Annotated in this window: 18 protein-coding genes; 9 read left to right on the plus strand and 9 right to left on the minus strand. The window is 72.8% G+C overall.

Annotated features, from left to right (window positions below):
- The first annotated feature begins 30 nt into the window (after positions 1-30).
- Complete coding sequence (locus ACQPZF_RS20450) at positions 31-1,206, plus strand: S8 family peptidase (protein ID WP_433273965.1); 1,176 nt, start codon at positions 31-33, stop codon at positions 1,204-1,206.
- Between the two features lie 67 nt (positions 1,207-1,273).
- The gene (locus ACQPZF_RS20455) at positions 1,274-3,616 is read left to right on the plus strand and encodes a PEP/pyruvate-binding domain-containing protein (RefSeq protein WP_433273967.1); all 2,343 of its coding nucleotides are present in this window, start codon (positions 1,274-1,276) and stop codon (positions 3,614-3,616) included.
- A 149-nt stretch (positions 3,617-3,765) separates the two neighbouring features.
- Here ACQPZF_RS20455 and ACQPZF_RS20460 read toward each other — a convergent pair whose 3' ends face one another.
- The 3 genes from ACQPZF_RS20460 to ACQPZF_RS20470 form a co-directional block, all read right to left on the minus strand.
- A complete protein-coding gene (locus ACQPZF_RS20460) occupies positions 3,766-4,938 on the minus strand; it encodes a 4-hydroxybenzoate 3-monooxygenase (RefSeq protein WP_433273969.1) in 1,173 nt (390 codons plus the stop codon).
- 96 nt (positions 4,939-5,034) lie between these two features.
- Positions 5,035-5,781, minus strand: a complete 747-nt coding sequence (locus ACQPZF_RS20465; protein ID WP_433273971.1) for an IclR family transcriptional regulator — start codon at positions 5,779-5,781, stop codon at positions 5,035-5,037.
- 177 nt (positions 5,782-5,958) lie between these two features.
- Positions 5,959-6,693 (minus strand): alpha/beta fold hydrolase, encoded by a 735-nt coding sequence (locus ACQPZF_RS20470; RefSeq protein WP_433273973.1) that lies wholly within the window; start codon positions 6,691-6,693, stop codon positions 5,959-5,961.
- Positions 6,694-6,772: 79 nt separating this feature from the next.
- Here ACQPZF_RS20470 and ACQPZF_RS20475 point away from each other — a divergent pair, with 79 nt between their 5' ends.
- Entirely contained in the window at positions 6,773-7,741 is a 969-nt protein-coding gene (locus tag ACQPZF_RS20475; protein ID WP_433273975.1) for a helix-turn-helix transcriptional regulator, read from the plus strand.
- Between the two features lie 39 nt (positions 7,742-7,780).
- Here ACQPZF_RS20475 and ACQPZF_RS20480 read toward each other — a convergent pair whose 3' ends face one another.
- Entirely contained in the window at positions 7,781-8,281 is a 501-nt protein-coding gene (locus ACQPZF_RS20480) for a hypothetical protein (RefSeq protein WP_433273977.1), read from the minus strand.
- A gap of 104 nt (positions 8,282-8,385) precedes the next feature.
- Here ACQPZF_RS20480 and ACQPZF_RS20485 point away from each other — a divergent pair, with 104 nt between their 5' ends.
- Complete coding sequence (locus ACQPZF_RS20485) at positions 8,386-9,198, plus strand: hypothetical protein (RefSeq protein ID WP_433273979.1); 813 nt, start codon at positions 8,386-8,388, stop codon at positions 9,196-9,198.
- A gap of 144 nt (positions 9,199-9,342) precedes the next feature.
- On the opposite strand, the gene ACQPZF_RS20490 is transcribed toward ACQPZF_RS20485, so the two are convergent.
- Positions 9,343-10,170, minus strand: coding sequence for a siderophore-interacting protein (locus tag ACQPZF_RS20490; protein ID WP_433273981.1), 828 nt, complete (start codon positions 10,168-10,170; stop codon positions 9,343-9,345).
- Between the two features lie 13 nt (positions 10,171-10,183).
- Positions 10,184-12,451, minus strand: a complete 2,268-nt coding sequence (locus ACQPZF_RS20495; protein ID WP_433273983.1) for an ATP-binding cassette domain-containing protein — start codon at positions 12,449-12,451, stop codon at positions 10,184-10,186.
- Positions 12,452-12,526: 75 nt separating this feature from the next.
- Here ACQPZF_RS20495 and ACQPZF_RS20500 point away from each other — a divergent pair, with 75 nt between their 5' ends.
- Positions 12,527-13,315 carry a TetR/AcrR family transcriptional regulator gene (locus ACQPZF_RS20500; RefSeq protein ID WP_433273985.1) on the plus strand — a complete coding sequence of 263 codons (789 nt, stop codon included), beginning with the start codon at positions 12,527-12,529 and terminating at the stop codon, positions 13,313-13,315.
- A gap of 152 nt (positions 13,316-13,467) precedes the next feature.
- A complete protein-coding gene (locus ACQPZF_RS20505) occupies positions 13,468-14,232 on the plus strand; it encodes a putative protein N(5)-glutamine methyltransferase (RefSeq protein ID WP_433273987.1) in 765 nt (254 codons plus the stop codon).
- A 152-nt stretch (positions 14,233-14,384) separates the two neighbouring features.
- On the opposite strand, the gene ACQPZF_RS20510 is transcribed toward ACQPZF_RS20505, so the two are convergent.
- The 3 genes from ACQPZF_RS20510 to ACQPZF_RS20520 form a co-directional block, all read right to left on the minus strand.
- A complete protein-coding gene (locus ACQPZF_RS20510; protein ID WP_433273989.1) occupies positions 14,385-14,702 on the minus strand; it encodes a hypothetical protein in 318 nt (105 codons plus the stop codon).
- 166 nt (positions 14,703-14,868) lie between these two features.
- Entirely contained in the window at positions 14,869-15,792 is a 924-nt protein-coding gene (locus ACQPZF_RS20515; RefSeq protein ID WP_433273991.1) for a GNAT family N-acetyltransferase, read from the minus strand.
- Positions 15,789-16,946, minus strand: coding sequence for a winged helix DNA-binding domain-containing protein (locus tag ACQPZF_RS20520; protein WP_433273993.1), 1,158 nt, complete (start codon positions 16,944-16,946; stop codon positions 15,789-15,791). Before ACQPZF_RS20520 ends, ACQPZF_RS20515 begins: the two co-directional genes overlap by 4 nt.
- Before the next feature lie 62 nt (positions 16,947-17,008).
- Between ACQPZF_RS20520 and ACQPZF_RS20525 the strand changes: the two genes are divergently transcribed.
- The 3 genes from ACQPZF_RS20525 to ACQPZF_RS20535 are packed head-to-tail and all read left to right on the plus strand — an operon-like array spanning position 17,009 to position 21,406.
- On the plus strand, positions 17,009-17,590 hold the full coding sequence (locus tag ACQPZF_RS20525) for a PadR family transcriptional regulator (RefSeq protein WP_433273995.1): 582 nt from the start codon (positions 17,009-17,011) through the stop codon (positions 17,588-17,590).
- A 10-nt stretch (positions 17,591-17,600) separates the two neighbouring features.
- Positions 17,601-20,312: a DEAD/DEAH box helicase gene (locus ACQPZF_RS20530; RefSeq protein WP_433273997.1), complete on the plus strand. Its 2,712-nt coding sequence runs from the start codon at positions 17,601-17,603 to the stop codon at positions 20,310-20,312.
- On the plus strand, positions 20,309-21,406 hold the full coding sequence (locus tag ACQPZF_RS20535; protein WP_433273999.1) for an SWIM zinc finger family protein: 1,098 nt from the start codon (positions 20,309-20,311) through the stop codon (positions 21,404-21,406). The genes ACQPZF_RS20530 and ACQPZF_RS20535 overlap by 4 nt, the downstream gene beginning before the upstream one ends.
- Positions 21,407-21,487 lie beyond the last annotated feature (81 nt).

A 21,487-nucleotide genomic window follows, 5' to 3' on the forward strand; every position in this document is an offset into this window, starting at 1 on the left:
TCGGCCCGGGTTGTCCGAAGGAGCCGACCAGTGCGTCCTTTCACCGCAACCCTTGCCGTGCTCGCCGCGGCCGTCACCACGGCGGGACTCTCCGCCGGCGTCGCGTCCGCGTCCCCGCACGAAGCGCGGATCGTCACCCCGGCGGCCACCGCGACCGCCAAGCCCATCAAGGACACCTACATCGTCACGCTCGACCGGCAGGCCCGCGGCTTGGGCGTCGCCGCCACCGCCGGCGTGATCCCGACCCACGTGTACGACTCCGCGTTCACCGGGTTCTCCGCCAAGCTCACCCCGGCCCAGCTCCGCAAGCTCAGCCGCGACCCGTCGGTCAAGCTCATCGAGCAGGACATGCACGTCACCGACGCGCTCGACATCACCCAGACCAACCCGCCGTCCTGGGGCATCGACCGCGTCGACCAGCGCAACCTGCCGCTGTCCGCGAGCTTCACCTACAACGTGAACGGCTCCGGCGTGCACGCCTACATCATCGACACCGGCATCACGCCCGGCCACGCGGACTTCGGCGGTCGCGCCACGTTCGACTACAACGCCATCGACAGCGACAACACCGACTGCCAGGGCCACGGCACGCACGTCGCGGGCACCATCGGGTCGAACACCTACGGTGTCGCCAAAGGCGTCCGGCTGCACGGCGTGAAGATGATGAACTGCGCCGGCGGCACCACGACCACCGCCGCGCTCAACGCCGTCGACTGGGTCGCCAAGAACGCCCAGCGCCCGGCGGTCGCCAACACCTCGTGGAACTACCCGGCCACGGCAAGCCTGGAGACCGCGATCCGCGGCATGATCTCCTCCGGCGTCTTCCTGGCCACGTCGGCGGGCAACACGGGCGGCAACTCGTGCGACCGGCTGCCGCGCAAGGTGGAGACCGCGTCCGTCGTGGCGTCCTCGGACCGCACCGACGCCCGTTCGTCGTTCTCCAGCACGGGTTCCTGCGTCGACCTCTACGCGCCCGGCAGCTCGATCATTTCCACCCTCCGCACCGGGGGCAGCGGCTCGATGAGCGGCACGTCCATGGCCACCCCGCACGTCGCGGGCGTCGCGGCACTCTACAAGTCGCGCTACGGCGAGGCGTCCCCGGCGACCGTGCACAACTGGCTGACCGCCAACGCGACGCCCGGCGTGGTCAGCGGCGGCGGCACCGGCGGCACGGTCAACCGCCTGCTGTTCACCACCGGTCTGTAACCGTTTCCTGGCAGGCCTGACCTGGATTCTCCGCACACTCTCAGGTCGGGCCTGCCAAGATCGGCGGATGGAAGCCCGCGCGCTGGTGCTGCCGCTCGACGATCCCGGAGCCGACCTGGCCGAGGTCGGCGGCAAGGGCGCGTCCCTGGCCAGGCTCGTGCGGGCCGGCCTGCCCGTGCCCGGCGGCTTCCACGTGACCACGCACGCCTACCGGCTGTTCGCCGAAGGTTTTGAGGGGCTGGGCGGTGAGGCTTTCGACCCCGCGGCGTTCGCGGCGCGGGAGATGCCGGCGGAGATCGCGTCCGCGATCCTCGCGGCGCTGCCCGCCGGTCCGGTGGCGGTCCGGTCGTCGGCCACCGCCGAAGACCTGCCGGGACTGTCGTTCGCGGGCCAGCACGACACGTTCCTCGGCGTGCGCGGCGACGACGTGCTGGACGCGGTGAAGCGCTGCTGGGCGTCGCTGTGGACCGGGCGCGCCGTCGACTACCGCGCCCGCAACGGCATCGCCGACGCCGCGATGGCCGTGGTGGTGCAGGAGCTGGTGCCCGCCGACGTGTCCGGCGTGCTGTTCACCGCGAACCCGGTCACCGGGGCCCGCGACGAGACCGTGGTCAACGCCGCCCCCGGCCTGGGCGACGCGCTGGTGGGCGGCGAGGTCGGCGGTGACACATACGTGGTGTCCCGGGGCGCCGTGCGGTCCGAAGGCGATCTGCTGGACGACCGGCAGGTGCGCGGACTGGCCGCGCTGGGCGCCCGCATCCAGGACCTGTACGGCGTCCCGGTGGACGTCGAGTGGGCTCTGCACGGGGGCCGGTTCGCGATCCTCCAGGCCCGGCCGATCACCGCGCTGCCGGAGGTGTGGAACGACAGCCTGCGCGGCGACTACCTGTGGACGTGCGCCAACCTCGGCGAAGCCGTGCCCAGCGTGATGACCCCGGCCACCTGGTCCATCGCGCAGGTCCTGGCCCAGCCGCCGATCGGCGGGCACCCCACCACCGGCAACATCGGCGGCCGGTTCTACCTCAACATCAGCGCGGCGCTGGCGGTCGGCACGGCGGTGGGGCTGGGCGGGTTGATGCGGCGGCTCGCCGAGGAGATGTTCGGCCGCATCCCGGCCGGCGTGGAGGTGCCGAAGCTGCCGATGTCCCGGCTCGCCACCGTGCGGGCGGCCGTCGCGGCGCTGGCCCCGTTCGTCCGGCAGAACCGCGAGTACGGCAAGCGCATCGGCGGCCTGATCGGCGCCGCGCCCGCCCGCGCCGAGGAGCTGCGCGCCCGCATCGCCGCGGTCTCGACGCCGGCGGACCTGCGTGCGCTGTGGGTGTCCGATGTGGACGGCTACCTGCGGGACGACATCCGGATCTACGACGCGGGCGCGCGGAGCAGCTTCCGCGGCCACGCGAAACTGCGGCGCGAACTGCACGGGCTGGTGGGGGAGCAGGACACGACCGCGCTGCTGACCGGCGCACACGGGGCGTCCGGCGAACTGGCCAGCCTCGGCCCGCTGCTGGCGCTCGCCCGGCTGCGGCGCGGCGAGATCGACCGGGCCGGCTACCTGCGCGACTGGGGCCACCGGTTCGCCGACGAGTTCGAGGTGTCCGTGCCGCGGCCCGCCGAGGACCCGGCGTGGCTGGACCGGCGGCTCGCGGCCGACGGCCCCGACCCGGAGCGGCTGCTGGCCCGGCAGGCGGCGGCACGGGACGCCGCGTGGCAGCGGCTGGTGGCCGCGCACCCCGGCAGAGCGGCGAAGCTGAGGCGCAGGCTGGCCGCGCTCGCCGAGACGACCAGGGGCCGCGAACGGGCCCGGTCGGAGATGGTGCGCGGCTTCGGCGTGCTGCGCGCGTTCCTGGTGCGGGCGGGTGAACTCACCGGCCACGACGTGTTCTTCCTGGCCATCGGTGAAACGCTGGCCGTGCTCGACGGCGACGAGGGGCCGGCGTCGGCCATCCCGGCCCGCCGCGAGGCCTACCGGCGCTACCGGGCGCTGCCGCCGTACCCGACGGTGATCCGGGGCCACTTCGACCCCGTCTCGTGGGCGGCGGACCCGGACCGCCGGATGGACGTGTACGACGCCTCCGCCGCCCCGCCGGGGGACTCGGTGTCGGGCTTCCCCGGCGCGGCGGGCGTGGTGGAGGGCGTGGCGCGGGTGATCGCGTCGGTGGAGGACGGCGACGCCCTGCGCGAGGGCGAGATCCTGGTGACGACGGTGACGAACATCGGCTGGACGCCGTTGTTCCCCCGCGCGGCGGCGGTCGTGACGGACGTCGGCGCGCCCCTGTCCCACGCGGCGATCGTGGCCCGCGAACTCGGCATCCCGGCCGTCGTCGGCTGCGGCAACGCCACCACCCGCATCCGCACCGGCGACCGCGTCCGGGTGGACGGGGGACGCGGCACCGTGACGCCGGTCGGGTAGTCGCGGGCGGGCACGTCCGGGGGCGGCCTTCGCCGGTCGCCGGTGGTGCGGGTGTCACCGAACCTGCGTCACCGAACCGAGCGGTCGACTTGCCGGTGCCGGACATCCCGGTAACCGAGATCACCGCCACCGGCGCATCGCAATCGGTCTCAGGCCCGACGCGAAGTCTCGTGGGGGAGGCCAACGTAGTTCTCGGCCAGGCTGGTCGCGGCGGCCTCCGACGAGCAGACGTAGCGAAGCTGGGCGAGTTGCAACTGCTGGTCCAGCTCGTCGCCGGACGTGTGCAGCATCGACGTCATCCACCACGAGAAGTGCGTGCACCGCCAGACCCGCCGCAGCGCCCGTTCCTCGTAGCTGTCGAGCAGGTCGGTACGGCGGTCGGTGAAGAACGCGCCGAGCGCCTCGGTCAGCACGGCGACGTCCGCGACCGCCAGGTTGAGGCCCTTCGCGCCGGTCGGGGGCACGATGTGCGCGGCGTCGCCGACCAGGAACAGCTTGCCGTGCCGCATCGGCATGCTCACGAAGCTCCGCATCGGCGTGATGCCCTTGTCCAGGATCGGGCCGTCCGCGAGCGTCCACCCGTCGAGTCCCAGCCGGGTGCGCAGCTCGTCCCAGATGCGGTCGTCCGACCAGGCGTCGACGCTCTCCGCGGGATCGACCTGGAGGTAGAGCCGGCTCAGCCGCGGGGACCTCATGCTGTGCATGGCGAACCCGCGCGGGTGCCAGGCGTAGATCAGCTCGTCGGTGGACGGCGGGACCTCGGCCAGGATGCCCAGCCAGCCGTAGGGGTAGTCCCGCTCCCAGGTGCGGCGCAGCGGCGCGGGGATGGTCGGCCGGCTGACGCCGTGGAACCCGTCCGCGCCCACGACGACATCGGCGTGGACCACCCGCGCTCCGCCTTCCCTGTCCACGAAGGACACCGAGGGGCGTTCGCCGTCCACGTCGTGCAGGGCGGTGCGCGACACCTCGAAGTGCACCGCGTCGCCGCGCACCGCGAGCAGGTCCTTCACCACCTCGGTCTGGCCGTAGATCCACACCGACCGGCCGGTGAGGGCGTGGAAGTCGATCCGGTGCCGCTCGCCGGGCCACTGGAGGTGGATGCCGTCGTGCCGCATGCCCTGCGCCTTGAGCCGGTCGCCGAGCCCGGAGTCCACCAGCAGGTCCACGGTGTCCTGCTCCAGCACGCCGGCCCGGATGCGGGCTTCGACGTACTCCCGTGACCGGTTCTCCACCACCACCGACTCGATGCCGCGGAGGGAGAGGAGGTGTGAGAGCAGCAGCCCGGCGGGACCGGCGCCGACGATGGCGACCTGTGTGCGCATGGGAGCAGCCTGCGGCACCGGGCGGGCCGGGAACAGCGGTGTCTTCCACTCAGTGGCAGTCTTGCGGGGATCCGGGTGGCAGTTCCGGGATCGGGGTCAGCGGAGCGCGCGGGAGATGCCGCCGGCGGCCACGCGCAGGGGAGCGAGGTGCCGGATCGGTTCCCTCGTCGTCGCCACCACCACGCCGATCGACGCCACGACCGCGCCCTCGGCCCCGAACACCGGCACGGCCACCGAGCACGTGCCGAGCGTCATCTCCTGCACGGTCCGCGCGTACCCGCGCCGCCGCACCTCCGCCAGCTCGCGCAGCAGCCGTCCCGGTTCGGTGATCGTGTAGGGCGTCGCCTTCGTCGCGTGCGCCACGACCTCCGCCACCACGTCCGGCGGCGCGTGTGCCAGCAGGACCTTGCCGACGCCGGTCGCGTGCAGGGGCAGCCGGCCGCCCGCGCGGCTGACCAGCGGCACGGAGGCGCGGCCGTGCAGCCGTTCCACGTACAGCGCCGAGTGGCCGTCACGCACCGCCAGGTGCACGTTCTCACGGGTCGCCTCGTACATGTCCTGGAGGAACGGCAGCGCCACGTCCCGCAGGTCGCCCTGCACCCGGGCCAGCAGCCCGAGCTGCCACAGCCGCCGCCCGACGGCGTACCGGCGGTCGGGGAGGCGTTCCAGCACGTCCTGCGCCACGAGTTCGGTCGCGAGCCGCCGGGTGGTGGTCAGCGGCAGGCCGCTGCGGCGGGACAGCTCGGTGAGCGCGAGGCCGTCCCGCGCGCCCTCGAACGCGTTGAGCAGGTCGAGGGCCTTCTCCAGGACCCCGCGGCCAGGCTGTGTGGACCCTCCGGCCATCGCGCCCTCCCGGCCGCAGAACCTACCGCACTCCGCTGATCAATTTATTCCATGACTTCAGTGTTGACTGGAATAAATCACCTGCCGATGGAAGGGCGGAGCCGCCAGGGCACGCAACTGCCCGTGGCTACGTGACCAGCAGGTGAGGCGGTGAGGCACGGCGACAATACGGCGCGGTCAGGAGACGGCCTTGTCGAGGACGCGGGCGAGTTCGGTGGGCGCGGACAGCATCGGCCAGTGCCCGGTGGGCAGGTCGAAGCGCCGCCACGGCGGCTGGTTCAGGTAGGCCGGCATCGGCACCCCGGCATCCAGCAGCCCCGTGAAGTCACGGCAGGCGATCAGGACACGGTCCACACCGGGACCGGGCTCGGCCGGGCCGACGAGACGCTGGGTGAAAGTGCCGAACGGCTGAGGGGTGGCACGCGTGCGCAGAGCGTTCCGCCGGCCCTCGTCGAGCCCGTCGAGGCTGCTGGACAGGCCCAGGACCTCGAAGGGCGGCATCGGTAGCCGCCACCCGTCGCCGGAAGCGTCGACCTGCCGGCGTAGCCGGTCCGCTGCCTGCGGGGGCATGAGGTCGAGCATGCACATGCCTGCGGCGAACGGGGCGCTGTCCACGTAGATCACGCGCTCCAGGCGGTCGCCGAGACGTTCGGCTGCCCCGGTCACCGGTGCAGCCGCGTAGCTGTGGGCGACCAGCGTGACGTCGCGCAGATCGTTCCGCTCGACGAATCCCGTGATGTCCGCGATGTGCGTGTCCAGGTCCGTCCGGGGTCCGCCCTGGTCTGCGTGCTCGGCCAGGCCCGTCAGCGTCAGCGGCAGCGCCGTGTGGCCTCGCTCCCGCAGCACGCGGGCGGTGTCTTCCCAGGCCCACGCCCCGAGCCAGGCGCCGGGAACGAGTACGAAGGTAGCCATGTGATCTCCCAGAAGTAGGTACTGCGGGGAGCGTAAAGTCCATACAGGACAGAATCCGCCCTGAAATGCCGAGTGATCCATGTCGCATCCCCTCACCCGTGTGCTGACCCTGCTGGAACTCCTCCAGTCCAACGCCCGGCTCACCGGGACGGAGCCGGCCGACCGCCTGGACACCGACGTCCGCACCGTGCGCCGCTACATGGCCCACCTACGCGACCTGGGCATCCCTGTGGAGGCCGAACGCGGCCGCTACGGCGGCTATCGACTGGCCCGCGGCTACCGCATGCCACCTCTGGTCCTCACCAATGACGAGGCCCTCGCCGTCGTCCTCGGCCTGCTCGCGGCAGAACGTCTGGGCATGGGCACCGCCGCGCCGGCCAGTGCCGGTGCCTTGGCCAAGATCGAGCGGGTGCTCCCGCACGCCCTGCGCGAACCGCTCGCCGCCATGTGGGAGACCCTGTCCTTCACCGCCAACGCCGTAATCGGGCAGGCACCCGGAACCGGCGTCCTGCTGGCACTGGCCTCCCGCGCCCGCACGACCGTCGCCATCAGCCACCAGTCCTGGCGCCGGGAACACACCGAACGCGACATCGACCCCTACGGCGTGGTCTTCCACACCGGCCGCTGGTACGTCGTCGGCCACGACCACCTCCGCGACGGCTTGCGCACCTTCCGCATCGACCGCATCACCTCCGTCACCCCCCGAGCCGACAGCTTCACCCCACCCGACGGCTTCGACCCCGTCGCCCACCTGACCTCGACCCTCGCTCAGGGGCCCTACCGCCGGCAGGTCGAGGTGACGATCCATGGCCCCCTCGATGAGATCGCTCGCCGGCTGCCTCGCTCAGCGGTGACCCTCACCGCCCAGCCCACCGGCGTTCTCCTGCACGCACGGGCAGAACGGCTGGACGGCATGGCCCACATGCTCGCCTCCCTGGAGTGGCCTTTCACCATCAACCATCCCGACGAACTGCGGCAGGCGCTCAGGAATCTGGCCGCCCAGCTCACCGCAGCCGCCCAGCGGAAACCGGAAGAACTACCGCGGTAGATACCGGATTTACCGCGGCGGAGCCCTCTGTCGTGATCATCACGACCTGCGGCGGACCATTCGGGCCGCCGGGGCGAGGTGCACGCATTTACTGCGGCAGTGCCGGAGGGGCAGGTCGAAGGCGATGACGCGTTCGGCGGTGATGGCGCCGGTGTCGGTGAGTTGTCGTGCCTCGCGGGCGTTGCGCACGAATACCGGCACCTCGTCAGGGAGCCGGTGCGCGTGCCCGCGGGTGGGTTGCTCGTCGAGTTCGGGACGGCTTCCTGTCCTCCGCCGCGTCGGGCCGGGTTCCGCGCCCTGGAGCCGGTCGCGCACCGCGGTGAAGAGTTCCTCGCGCTGGGTCGCGGACAGCTCCTGCCACCACCGGGTCGCGGCCTGGTGCTCGGCGTGTTCCTGTTGGCGAACGGCCTCTTCCCGTTCCTGGCGGGCCACCTCCTCGGCTTCGCGCCGCCTCTGTCGTGCTTCGTCTTCCAGTGCCCACTGACGCCGGAGTGCGGCCGGCCGCGCGGCTTCCTGGGCCTCCCGGATCTTGCGCACCACCGCCGGCACATCTGTCAGCTTCGCTCCCACCCCCCGGACAAGCCCGGAGAGCCCGACCGAATATCTGTTTTGCCAACCGGCACAACCCGGCTATCGTTCCCTCCGTGGACGACGGCAAAGGCCGAGGTAGGCCGCGCAAGGACCCGACGAGGCTCGCCCGCTGGACACCGCCCGAAGGGTGGTCCCGGCTGGTGGCCTGGATCTCCCCGGAGGAGAAGAAGGCGCTCAAGCACGCCGCGGTCGACGCGGGGGTGCCGGTGGCCGATCTCGTCCGGTCGTTGGCCGGGGCTCTGGCGGCGGGCGCCGTCGGACACGAGGAACTGATCGGCACAGTGGTGAGAGGAAGACCTGTCATGGAGAAGATCCCGACGCTCTTCGAGCGGGACGACCGCTTCCGGGTCATTGATCGGCCGCGGGCCGACTGCGCGTGGGTCTTCGAGGGTCAGGGCGTGGGCACCGAGAAGCTGGACGGGACCAACGTGCGGCTGACCGTGCGGTCCGGGCACCTGGTGCGGGTCGAGAAGCGCCGGAATCCGAGCAAGGCGCAGAAGGAACTGGGGATCGTCGACGGGTGGTACGTCGACACGGCCGCGGACGCCGCGGACGACAAGTGGATCCTCGCCGCGGCGCGGAACACGGACGTGTCGGGCTGGGCGGACGGCGAGCACTCGTGCGAGGCGCTCGGGCCGCGCATCCAGGGGAACCCGCTGGGGCTGGACGACCACCTGTGCGTGCCGTTCAACGTGGAGGTGCCGGTGTACGCGGAGGTGCCGCGCGACTACCGGGAGCTGCGTGACTTCCTGTCCACGCTGGACAGCAGGTTCGCGCCGGGGAGCCTGGCGGAGGGGATCGTGTTCCACCACCCGGACGGGCGGCGGGCGAAGATCAAGCGCAAGGACTTCCCGAAGTCCGCGTAGCGGGACCGGGGCCCTGGTCGCCGGCGACGACCGGTGACCAGGGCCCCGGCTCTGTCCGAGGCGACAGGCCCCGGCTCGGTCGGAGGCGACCCATGACGCGGGGCCTCCGCTCTGCCGCGGACGACCGGTGACCGGGACCTGTGTTCAGTCGGCGACGCGTTCGCGGGCTTCGGCGAGGTCTTCTTCGGTGGGCGGGTCGTCCTGGGCGAGGGCGAGCCGCCAGTAGCCGGTGAAGTCGATCTGCCGCTTGTCCAGTCCCGCGTGGTCGATGAGGTGGCGGCGGAGGGCCCGGACGGTGGCGGCTTCGCCGGCGACCCACGCGTGTGCCTTGCCGTTGGGGAACGGGGTGGTGCGGACGGCGTCGAGCAGGCCGGTGCCGTGGCCGGGTGGGACCGGGCCGCGGTGCACCCAGTGGAGGTCGAGTTCGGCGGCGGTGTCGAGTGGTTGCTGTTCGGCGGTGTCGCGGACCTCGATGAAGGCGGTGGCGCGGGTGCCGCGGGGGAGTGCGGCGAGGTGTGTGGCGATGGCCGGGATGGCGGTTTCGTCGCCGGCGAACAGCAGCCGGTCGGCGGCCCTGAGTGGTGTGCGGTAGACGGCGGACGGGCCGTAGCGGCCGAGGGTGTCGCCCGGTCGGGCGGACGCGGCCCAGCGGGTGGCGGGGCCGGCGTCGGCGTGCAGCGCGAAGTCGATGTCGATCGACCGGGTGTCGGGGTGGTGGGCGCGGACGGTGTAGCTGCGCAGCCGGGGGCGTTCTGGGGCCGGGATGGCCTGGTACGCCTGGTACCAGGCCATCCCGTACTTGTCGTGCCGGTCCGCCGGCAGGTCGGGGACGGGGTGGCCCGGCCGGGGGATCAGCAGTTTGAGCTGCTGGTCGGGCCAGGTGGGGAAGTCGTCCAGGCCGTCGCCGGTGAACCGGACGCGCACGACGTGCGGGGTGACCGGGTGGACGGCCGTGACGTGCAGGAGGGGCACGGGTTTCCTCGGGTCAGGCGTCGGCGCCCACGTAGCCGCGCAGGTGTCGGGCGGTGAGGGTGTCGGCCTTCGCCACGAGTTCGGTGGGGGTGCCGGTGAAGACGATGCGCCCGCCGTCGTGGCCGGCTCCGGGGCCGAGGTCGATGATCCAGTCGGCGTGGGCCATGACGGCCTGGTGGTGTTCGATGACGATGACGGTGTTGCCGTCGTCCACGAGGCGGTCGAGCAGGGCCAGGAGCTGGTCGACGTCGGCGAGGTGCAGGCCGGTGGTGGGTTCGTCCAGGATGTAGGTGGACGCCTTCTCGGCCATGTGGATGGCGAGCTTGAGGCGTTGCCGTTCGCCGCCGGACAGGGTGGTGAGGGGTTGGCCGAGGGACAGGTAGCCGAGGCCGACGTCCACGAGGCGGTCCAGGATGAGCTTGGCCTGCTTCTCGGTGAAGAAGTCGCGGGCCTCGGTGACGGACATGCCGAGGACTTCGCTGATGTTCTTGCCGCGCAGCAGGTGGGTGAGGACTTCGGGGGTGAACCGCTTGCCTTCGCACTCCTCGCAGACGGAGGCGACGCCCGCCATCATGGCCAGGTCGGTGTAGACGAGGCCGATGCCCTTGCACTTGGGGCAGGCGCCTTCGGAGTTGGCGCTGAACAGGGCGGCTTTGACGCCGTTGGCCTTGGCGAACGCGGTGCGGATGGCGTCGAGCAGGCCGGTGTAGGTGGCGGGGTTGCTGCGGCGGGAGCCCCGGATGGGGGACTGGTCGACGGTGACGACGTCGGCGCGGGTGGCCAGCGAGCCGTGGATGAGGGAGCTCTTGCCGGAGCCCGCGACTCCGGTGACGACGGTGAGGACGCCGAGGGGCACCTCGACGCTGACGTTCTGGAGGTTGTGCAGGTTGGCGCCGGTGATGGGGATCTGCCCGGTGGGTGTGCGGGTGTCGGGGCGGAGCCGGGCGCGGTGGTCGAGGTGGCGGCCGGTGAGGGTGTCGGAGGCGCGGAGTTCGGCGACGGTGCCGGTGAAGCGGATCTCGCCGCCGTTGACGCCCGCGCCGGGGCCGAGGTCGACCACGTGGTCGGCGATCTCGATGGTCTCCGGCTTGTGCTCGACCACCAGGACGGTGTTGCCCTTGTCGCGCAGGCGGAGCAGCAGGTCGTTCATGCGCTGGATGTCGTGCGGGTGCAGCCCGATGGTGGGCTCGTCGAAGACGTAGGTGACGTCGGTGAGGGCGGAGCCGAGGTGGCGGACCATCTTGACCCGCTGGGCCTCGCCGCCGGAGAGGGTGGCGGACTGGCGGTCGAGGCTGAGGTAGCCGAGGCCGATCTCGACCAGGGAGTCGAGGGTGTCCCGGAGGCCGGCGATCATCGGGCCGACGGACTCGTCGTCGATCTTGGCGACCCAGTCGGCGAGGTCGCTGATCTGCATCGCGGAGCAGTCGGCGATGTTGACGCCCTGGATCTTGGAGGACAGGGCCGCCTCGTTGAGGCGGGCGCCGCCGCAGCTCGGGCAGGCGGTGAAGGTGACGGCGCGGTCCACGAAGGTGCGGATGTGGGCCTGCATGGACTCGCGGTCCTTGGACAGGAGCATCCGCTGCACCCTGGGGACGAGGCCTTCGTAGGTGACGTTGCTCTTGCCGATCTTGACCTTGGTGTTCTCCTTGTGCAGGAAGTCGGCCCACTGCTGCTCGGTGTAGTCCTTGAGCTTGGTGTCCGCGTCCACGAACCCGGATCCGCCGTAGATCTGCACGTACCAGCTATCCGCCGAGAAGCCGGGGACCTTGATCGCGCCCTCGTTGAGCGACTTGTCCTTGTCGACCAGTTCGTCGATGTCGATGGTGGAGACCCGGCCGAGGCCTTCGCACCGGGCGCACATGCCCTCGGGGAGGTTGAAGCTGAACGCGCCGGAGGTGCCGACGTGGGGCGTGCCGAGGCGGCTGAACAGGATGCGCAGCATGGTGTGGGCGTCGGTGGCGGTGCCGACGGTGGAGCGGGAGTTGGCTCCCATGCGTTCCTGGTCCACGACGATGGCGGCGCTGAGGTTGCGCAGGGCGTCGATGTCGGGGCGGCCGAGGCTGGGCATGAAGGACTGGACGAACGCGGTGTAGGTCTCGTTGATCAGCCGCTGCGACTCGGCGGCGATGGTGCCGAAGACCAGTGAGGACTTGCCCGAGCCGGACACGCCGGTGAACACCGTGAGGCGTCGTTTGGGGATGTCGACGCTGACGTCCTTGAGGTTGTTCTCCCGTGCGCCCCGTACTTCGATCCGGTCGTGGCTGTCGGCCGCGGTTGCCATGCGGTTGCTTCCCCCTGCGTTGTTTATGGCGTAAAGTCGCGGCCAGGTTAGTTTATGGTGTAAGGAGATGCAAGCGTGGTGGTGTTCGCCGGACAAGGGGACGCGCGCCGGTCGATGTCGCTGCTGTGGCGCTCGGGCGACGCCGGGCCCCGGCCGGGGCCGAAGCCCGGTCTCAGCGTCGACGCCATCGTGGACGCGGCCGTCGCGGTGGCCGACGAGCACGGCATGTCGGCGCTGTCCATGAGGGCGGTGGGGGAGCGGCTGGGCCGCACCGCGATGGCCCTCTACACCTACGTGCCGAGCAAGGCCGAGCTGATCGACCTCATGTACGACAAGGTGCTGGGGGAGCTGCCGGCCGAGTACCCGTCGGACGGGGGCTGGCGGCCGGCGCTGGCCGCGTGGGCGGGCGACGTGCGCGCGTTCTACCTGCGGCACCCGTGGGTGTTGCAGGTGTCGCAGGCGCGGCCGGTGCTGGGGCCCAACGAGTTCGCCATGCTGGAGACGCTGCTGCGGATCCTGCGCGGGACCGGGCTGGATCGGTCGGCGCTGCGCGGGGTGGTCGGGGCGGTGACGCAGTTCGTGCGGGGCATCGCGGCGGTGATCGCCGACACGCGGCAGGCCGCCCGCGAGACCGGGGTGAGCGACGAGGAGTGGTGGTACGCGCGGTCGCCGCTGCTGGACGAGTTCGCCGAGCGGTTCGAGCGCCGGTTCCCGCTGTCGGCGTGGATCGGGGAGGCCCACCCGCCCGCGACCGACGACGAGTGCACGCCCTACCTGGAGCGGGACGCCGAGTGGAACTTCAAGGTCGGCTTGGGGGTCCTGCTCGACGGCATAGAGGCCGCCGTCGCCCGGTCGGTGGGGTAGGGTTCGCGGGCCTGTCGGATCCGAGTGCGGGGAGGTGAGACCCATTTCCGTGGTGATGGTCGGGTCGTCCCTCCCGACGCCGGGGTTCCGGTGAGCGTCGGGACGCCCGTGGAGATGCGGAAGGCGTTCCCTTGTTCGTCGATGTGCCGTCGTTGTCCGATGTCGTAGCGCGGCTGAGAGCCGCGGGCTGCGTGTTCGCCGAGGACGAGGCCGGGTTGCTGGCCGGGTCCGCGGCCACGCCAGCCGAGCTGGCGGAACTGGTGGAGCGCCGGGTGGCGGGTCTGCCGCTGGAGCAGGTGCTGGGGTGGGCGGAGTTCCGGGGGCTGCGGATCGCGGTCGAGCCCGGCGTGTTCGTGCCGCGCCGGCGGACGGGCTTCCTGGTGGAGCAGGCCGTGCCGCTGGTCCGTCCGGGGTCGGTGGTGGTGGATCTGTGCTGCGGGACGGGCGCGGTGGGTGCGGCGTTGGCTGCGGTGGCACCGGTCGAGGTGTACGCGGCGGACGTCGACCCGGCCGCCGTGCGGTGTGCGCGGCGCAACGTCGATCCCGGCCGGGTGTTCGAGGGCGACCTGTACGCGGCGTTGCCGCCGGAGCTGGCCGGGCGGGTGGAGGTGGTGGTGGCCAACGCGCCTTACGTGCCGACGGCGGCGATCGGCACCATGCCGCCCGAGGCACGCGACCACGAGCCGTTGGTGGCGCTGGACGGCGGTCGGGACGGGCTTGACGTGCAGCGGCGGGTGATCGCCGAGGCTCCGGGGTGGCTGGCGCCCGGAGGGGCGCTGCTGGTGGAGACCAGCGAACGCCAGTCTCCGGGCACGCTTGCGGCGTTCGAACGTGCCGGGTTCGACGCTGCGGTGGCGCGGTCGGCCGACCTGGATGCCACAGTCGTGATCGGGACCGTCGGCACCACGCGCCGGTGAGTCCGCCCGACCGCCGGCCGCCACGCCCCGCCGGCAGGTGAACACCACACCCGTCCGCAGGCGCATCCGACAACCGGCGGTCGGCAGTGGGCACCGCGTCCGGCCCGACCGGCTACCTGGCCCCCCGACCGGCTACCTGGCCCCCCGACCGGCTACCTGGCCCGACGACAGTCCTCTCCGGACGCCCACAGGCCGGCTTCCGACCAGCCGGTCTCGCAGCGGAACACCCGGCCGCCGCGGCCGACGAGGCTGAACTCCTCCAGCAGACCTAATTGGTCGGTGTCGCAGTCGTACCCGATCACCACGGTTCCGTTCACCACCAACGACTCGCAGGTGATCCTCTCGAGCCGGTCGGCGTGCGCCGTCGGCGCCGCCGTGGCGGTCCCCGGGGCCAGGACGGCGAGCGCCGCCCCCACCGCCCCGATCGCCCACACCCGCGCGAGCCCCGTGCGTCCCCTCGTGTTCCCCATCATCTCTCCTTGTTTCCCGCCGGGCGTCGACGCCCGGACATGACGCCCACCCAGGGCATCACCCCAGGCCCCACGAGAGAAGGCGACCACGGCGCGTCGGCCCGACCGGGCATCCGGGACACCCGTTCGCGCAGGGTTCGCGGGAACGTCGGAAGAGAGAGGACGGCTACGCGCCGATCACCCCGTCGGTGAGTTCGCGCACCACGTCGAGCTGACCGGCGTGCCGGGCGTACTCCTGCAACACGTGGAACAGGATCCACGCCAGGGTGGGCGCGGGAGTCTTGTCCCGCGTCCACCGCACCGCGCGGTCGGCCAGGTCGGCGGCGGCCGTGATCTCGCGTGCCCGCGCGCACTGCGCGAGGAAGAACTCGCGGATGCCCTCGGTGGTGTCGCCCTCCTCGACGGTCCACTCGGCGTGTTCGACCGCCGGGTTGCCGCGCGGGTGCTCGACGTCCTCGCCGACGAGGTAGTACCGGAACCAGCGCAGCTCCACGTAGGCGAGGTGCTTGACCATGGCCAGCGGGGTCCAGCCGGACGGCACGCGGGACGTGCGCAGCTCCTCCTCCGACATGCCCTCCAGCTTGCGCAGCACGGCGTCGCGGTAGAAGTCCAGGTACTCCAGCAGCAGCCGGACCGGGTCGGCGAGGTCGGTCGGCGGCTCGAACGGCACCGTGATCCTCGCGCGCACCCGGTCGCCGTCGACCTCCACGGCCGCGCCGACGCGCTTGAGCACGGCCACGGCGGCGGCGTTGCCCGTGGTGGTCTCGGCGGTCACGGCGGCGATGTCGCGCACCACGGCCCGCTCCACGATCCGGGACACGGCCTGCACGCCGACGCCCGCGCCGCGTGCCGAGCGGGCCACCCACAGGCCGGTCTCGCCGGCCCCGGTCAGCCGGATCATGCCCACCGTGCGGTCGCCGTCGACGATCTCGTACGCGTCGGCCCGGAAGCCCCGGTAGAAGTCGCGGAACTCGTCCGGCCGGTCCGGTGTCCAGCCGGGCGGCATCACGTCCTGCGGGTCGGCGTCGGACACCGCGAGCGCCAGCAGGCGCTCCAGGCCCTCGTCGTCCAGCGGGCGCAGCCTGATCACTTGACCAACTCCTTCTCCAACGGGGCGGGGAACCTCGACACCACCCGTGTCCCGGACATCCAGGACGCCAGCCGCTCCGCCTCGGACTCGACCGCGGCGGTCGCCTCGGACCCTACGTCCACCAGCGGACGCCACACGATCGAGCCGTCGGCGCGCTGCGCCCACCCGCCGACCACCGCGCCGTCCACCCACACGGTGGGCCCGATGTTGCCCGAGTAGTCGAACAGCCGCGGCTTCAGCTCGGGCGGCAGGTACCAGTCGCGGGCCTGCCAGCCCATCGGCGTCGGGTCCAGGGCCGGCAGCAGCGCCACCCACGGCGGGGGCGGCTCGACGTCGTCCAGGTCGTCGGGCAGCACGTAGCCGACGCCGCTCTCCAGCGCGACCTGCACCGCGCCGGCGGCGGCCAGCGCCTTGCGCACCGCGCCCAGCGTCCAGCCCGTCCACCACTTGACGTCTGCCTCGGTGCCCGGCCCGTAGGACGCGAGCCAGCGCCGCACCAACTCGGCCTGCGACTCGGCGACGTCCGACTCCGGCCACGGCGTCGCGGGCGCCCACCGGAACTGGCTGCTGAGCCACGAGCCGCGCGGGCGGGACCGGCGCATCCACCCCTCCGCCGCGAGCACCCGCAGGACGCGGCCGGCGACGTTCTGCCTGGTCTCGTACGGCTTGCCGGGCGCGACCACCACCTGCTCCAGCAGCGCGGGCACGTCCTTGCCCAGCTCGACGGCCGTCGCCTCGCCGCGTTCCGCCAGCGCCGCCAGCGTGGCCCGCTCCACCTCGGCCAGCCGCGCCGCGTCCCACCCCACGCCGTCCGCGAGGAACTTCAGCAGCCCCGCCCGCTCCCTGGCGGCGATCGCCTTCCCGGCGGCGGCGGTCACCATCGCCGCCGACTTCGCGGTGACCACGAACATCGTGCGGCGCATGCACAGCAGCCGCACCAGCGACCGGTCGTCGTAGAGCGCGGTCTCCACCGCCCGCACCGACGGCTCCGCCAGCCGCGCCCGCGCCGACAGGAACACCGTCGCCGGGTCGGAGGCGTGCAGACCCACCAGCGCGTCGGCCACTTCCTCCACGGTGGCGGCGGGCGCGGTGAGGAGGTGACGTGCGCCCAGCCGGGCACGGCGCTGGTCGTCGGTGATCAAGGGAAGGGTCACCGGCCCATCCTCACCCGGCCTACCCTGATCACGGAACCGGAATACGGCAGGACAGGAACACGATGTCGGCGACGAGGCTGCTGGTCCTCGGCATGGTGCGCGGCTACGGCCGCGCGCACGGCTACCTGATCGGCAACGACCTGATGTCCTGGGGCGCGGGGGAGTGGGCCAACGTCAAGTGGGGCTCGATCTACCACGCGCTCAAACAGCTCACCAAGGACGGCTGCCTGGCCGACGAGACCGTGCCGCCCGGTCGCACCGACTACACGCTCACCGCCAAGGGCGAGCAGGAGTTCCAACGCCTGCTGCGCGACGCGCTGCGCCGTCCCGAGACCCGGCCGGACACGCTCGCCGCGGGCCTGGCGATGCTGCCGTCGCTGAGCCGCGCGGACGCCGTCGCGCTGCTGCACGAACGGCTGGCCGCGCTGGAGAGCAGGCGCGACGCCGCGCGCAAGCAGGCCGCCGAGTGGCATGACCCGTCGCACGTGCGGGAGCTGTTCGGGCTGTGGGAGCACACCGCGGACAGCGGCGTGGCGTGGACGCTCGGGCTGCTGGCACGCTTGGAGGCCGGCACCTACCCGATGGCGGGCGACCCGGATTCGCCCGGCGACCCCGGGAGCTGGGTTATACTCAAACTTGAGTAGCCAAGGGGGAGTGCTGAACACAGGTCTTGAGCGGTGCGCGGTCGTCTTCGAACCCGCCGACCCGCCACGCATGTCGACCATGGCCTTCTACGGCGACAACCTGCCCGACACCGAGCCCGGAACCGCATCCCAGGGCACCGCGCCGAGCGCCGGCAGTTTCGGCACCCTCGTCATCGCCCAGCCCGACGGCACGAAACGCGAGGTCGCGGCGCTGCGGCTGCCCGTCGCCGACGCCGTGCCGCTGCTGTCCAGGGCCCGCCGCGCGGCACAGGCCCATCCCGCCGCCGCGTTCTGGGGCGCGGCCGTCGTCGTCGCGCTGCAGTTGGTCGCCCGCGGCCGGGTGCGGCCCGCCGTCACGGAAGGCGACTTCGACGCCTGGCGGCTCGGCCCGCTCGACGCCGCCGACGCCCGACGGGTCCGCGAACTCGCCGACGCCATGCCCGCCCACGCCCGCGCCGTGCCGCTGCCCGGCCGCGACCCGCTCGAACTCGCCGAGGCCGAACCCCTCGTCCGCGCCTTCCTGGACGCCGTCGCCGACACCATGCCGCGCGGCGCGGCGGCCGTGCACGCCGCCGGCGCGCCCGCGTTCGCCGCGATGGCCCCGCAGCAGGTGCCGCACCTGCGCGGCTGGGCCGACCAGGGCGTGCGGATCTCGCTGCGCCTCGAAGGGCTGGAGTCGTTCCGCGCCGTCGTCCAGGTGCACAGCCTCGCCGACCCGACCATGGTGGTCGACGCCGGCCGGCTCTGGGCGGGCGCCGACCGCCGCGCCCAGTCCGACGCCATGATCGGCATCCGCCGCGCCGCCCGCGCGTTCCCGCCCCTGGAACGGCTGCTCGACCTGCCCGTGCCCGACGAGGTGCCGCTGCTCGACTCCGACGTGGAGAGCCTGCTGCGCGACGGCGCGGTGCGGCTCGCGGCGGCCGGCGTGGACGTGCACTGGCCCAAGGACCTGGTGCGGGACCTGTCCGCCAAGGTCGTCCTCGGCGACGCGCACGACCGGCCCTCGTTCTTCGGCCCCGACCAGCTCACCACCGTGAACTGGCAGCTCGCGCTGGGCGACGACCCGCTGACCCCGGAGGAGCTGGACCGGCTCGCCGAAGCGCACCGGCCGGTCGTGCGGCTGCGCGACCGCTGGACCCTGGTCGATCCCGAACTGGCCCGCAAGGCCCGCGAACGCGACCTCAAGCCCGTCACCGCCATCGACGCCCTCGGCGCGGCGCTGACCGGCGTCACCGAGATCGACGGCGAACAGGTCCGGGTCGCCGCCACCGGGTGGCTGGACGACCTGCGCGCCAAGCTGGCCCTGCTGGACGACGAACCGGTCGCGCAGCCCGCCGCGCTCCGGGCCACCCTGCGCGACTACCAGTTGCGCGGCCTGCGCTGGCTGGACCGCATGACCTCGCTCGGCCTCGGCGGCTGCCTCGCCGACGACATGGGCCTGGGCAAGACCATCACGCTCATCGCCCTGCACCTGCACCGGGACAGCGGACCCACGCTGGTCGTCTGCCCGGCGTCGCTGCTGGGCAACTGGCAGCGCGAGATCGAGCGGTTCGCGCCCGGCGTGCCGGTCCGCCGCTACCACGGGGCCGGCCGCGAGGTCGCGCACGAAGGGTTCGTCCTGACCACCTACGGCACCATGCGGCTGGACGCGGACCGGCTCGCCGACGTCGAATGGGGCCTGGTCGTCGCCGACGAGGCCCAGCACGTGAAGAACCCGGCGTCCGACACGGCCAAGGCGCTGCGCCGCATCCCCGCCGCCGCCCGCGTCGCCCTCACCGGCACCCCGGTGGAGAACACCCTCACCGAGCTGTGGGCCGTGCTCGACTGGACCACCCCCGGCCTGCTCGGCACGCTGCCCCGGTTCAAAGCCCGCTGGGCCAAGCCCATCGAAGCCGACCACGACCGGGCCGCCGCCGACCGGTTCGCCGCGCTCATCCGGCCGTTCCTGCTGCGCCGCCGCAAGTCCGACCCCGGCATCGCGCCCGAGCTGCCGCCCAAGACCGAGACCGACCAGCCCGTCGCGCTGACCCGCGAACAGGCCGCGCTGTACGAGGCGGTGGTGCGGGAAGTCATGGCCGAGGTCGCCGAAGCGGACGGCATCGCCCGGCGCGGCAAGATCGTCAAGCTGCTCACCGGTCTCAAGCAGGTCTGCAACCACCCCGCGCAGTACCTCAAGGAGTCCGAGCCGAGGCTCGCCGGCCGCTCCGGCAAGCTCGAACTGCTGGACGAGCTGCTCGACACGATCCTCGCCGAGGACGGCGCGGTCCTGGTGTTCACCCAGTACGTCGCGATGGGCCGGCTCATCGCCCGGCACCTCGCCGCGCGCGGCATCCCCAGCCAGTTCCTGCACGGCGGCACGCCCGTCGCCGCCCGCGAGGACATGGTGCGCCGCTTCCAGGACGGCGCGAACCCGGTGTTCCTGCTGTCCCTGAAAGCCGCCGGCACCGGCCTCAACCTCACCCGCGCCGACCACGTCGTGCACTACGACCGCTGGTGGAACCCGGCCGTGGAGGACCAGGCCACCGACCGCGCCTACCGCATCGGCCAGACCAGGCCCGTGCAGGTCCACCGGCTCATCGCCGAAGGCACCATCGAGGACCGCATCGCGCGGATGCTGCGCGCCAAGCGCGACCTCGCCGACGCCGTCCTCTCCCACGGCGAAGCTGCGTTCACCGAACTCACCGACGACGAACTGGCCAACCTGGTGGAGCTGAGGGCATGAGCGGACGCGTGAAAGGCTTCCCGGCGTTCGGCAAGGGCGTCCGCCGCGCCCGCTCCTGGTGGGGCCGGGCCTGGCTGCAGGCCGTCGAGGACACCTCCCTCGACCAGGGCCCGCTGCGGCAGGGCCGCGCGTACGCCCACGCCGGGCTCGTCGGCACCATCACCGTGAGCCCCGGCAGGCTGTCCGCCACCGTCTACGACACCGAGGACACCTACCAGACCACCGTGCGGCTCGCGCCGTTCACCGACGCCGAGTGGCACCGGTTCCTCGGCCAGATCGCCGCCAAGGCCGGGCACCTCGCCGCCCTGCTCGACCGCGAGATGCCCCGCGAACTCGCCGAGGCCGCCGCCGACGCGGGCGTCGAGCTGCTGCCCGGCATCGGCGACCTCGACCCCGAGTGCACCTGCCCCGGCTGGGAGCTGCCCTGCCGGCACGCCGCCGCGCTGTGCCACCAGGCGTCCTGGCTGCTCGACGCCGACCCGTGGGTGCTGCTCCTGCTGCGCGGTCGCGACCAGGACGAAGTCGTCGCCGGCGCCCGCCCCGCCGCCGGTGTCCGCGCCGTCGACGCCTACTCGCGGGAACCCGCCGACCTGCCCGCCGACCCGCCCCTGGCCGACCTCGGCCCGCTGCCCGAGTTCGAGCCCGCGCCCGGCCTCGACGTCGACGTGCTGTCGCTGCTGGTCGCCGACGCGGCGGGCAAGGCCCGCGACCTGCTGCTCACCGGCGAACGTCCCGCGCTGGACGACCGCCGCGACCGCATCCGGATGGCCGCCGCCGTCCCGTCGCTCGCCGGACGGCTCGACGCCAACCCGCGCGAGATCGACGCGTGGCGGCAAGGCGGACCCGTCGGGCTCGACGTGCTGGAAGAGGCGTGGACACCCGCGAAATCCGACGCGGCCCGCGCCCGCGCGGCCTGGGAGGGCGGGGACCTGCCCGCCGCGAAGGTCTGGCGCAACCGGTGGACCGTGCAGGACCGGCAACTGCGCTACGGCCCGGACGGCCGCTGGTACCCGTACCGGTCGCGGGCGGGCGAATGGCAGCCCGTCGGTGCCGCGGACCGCGACCCGGCCGCCGCGTTCACCGAACTCGCCTGACGCCACCGACACGCGCGAGGCGATCTCGCCGAACTCGCCTGACACCACGGGCACGCGGGAGGCGATCCTCGCCGGACTCGG

The sequence above is a fragment of the Actinosynnema sp. CS-041913 genome, assembly GCF_050942485.1.
Taxonomy (GTDB): domain Bacteria; phylum Actinomycetota; class Actinomycetes; order Mycobacteriales; family Pseudonocardiaceae; genus Actinosynnema.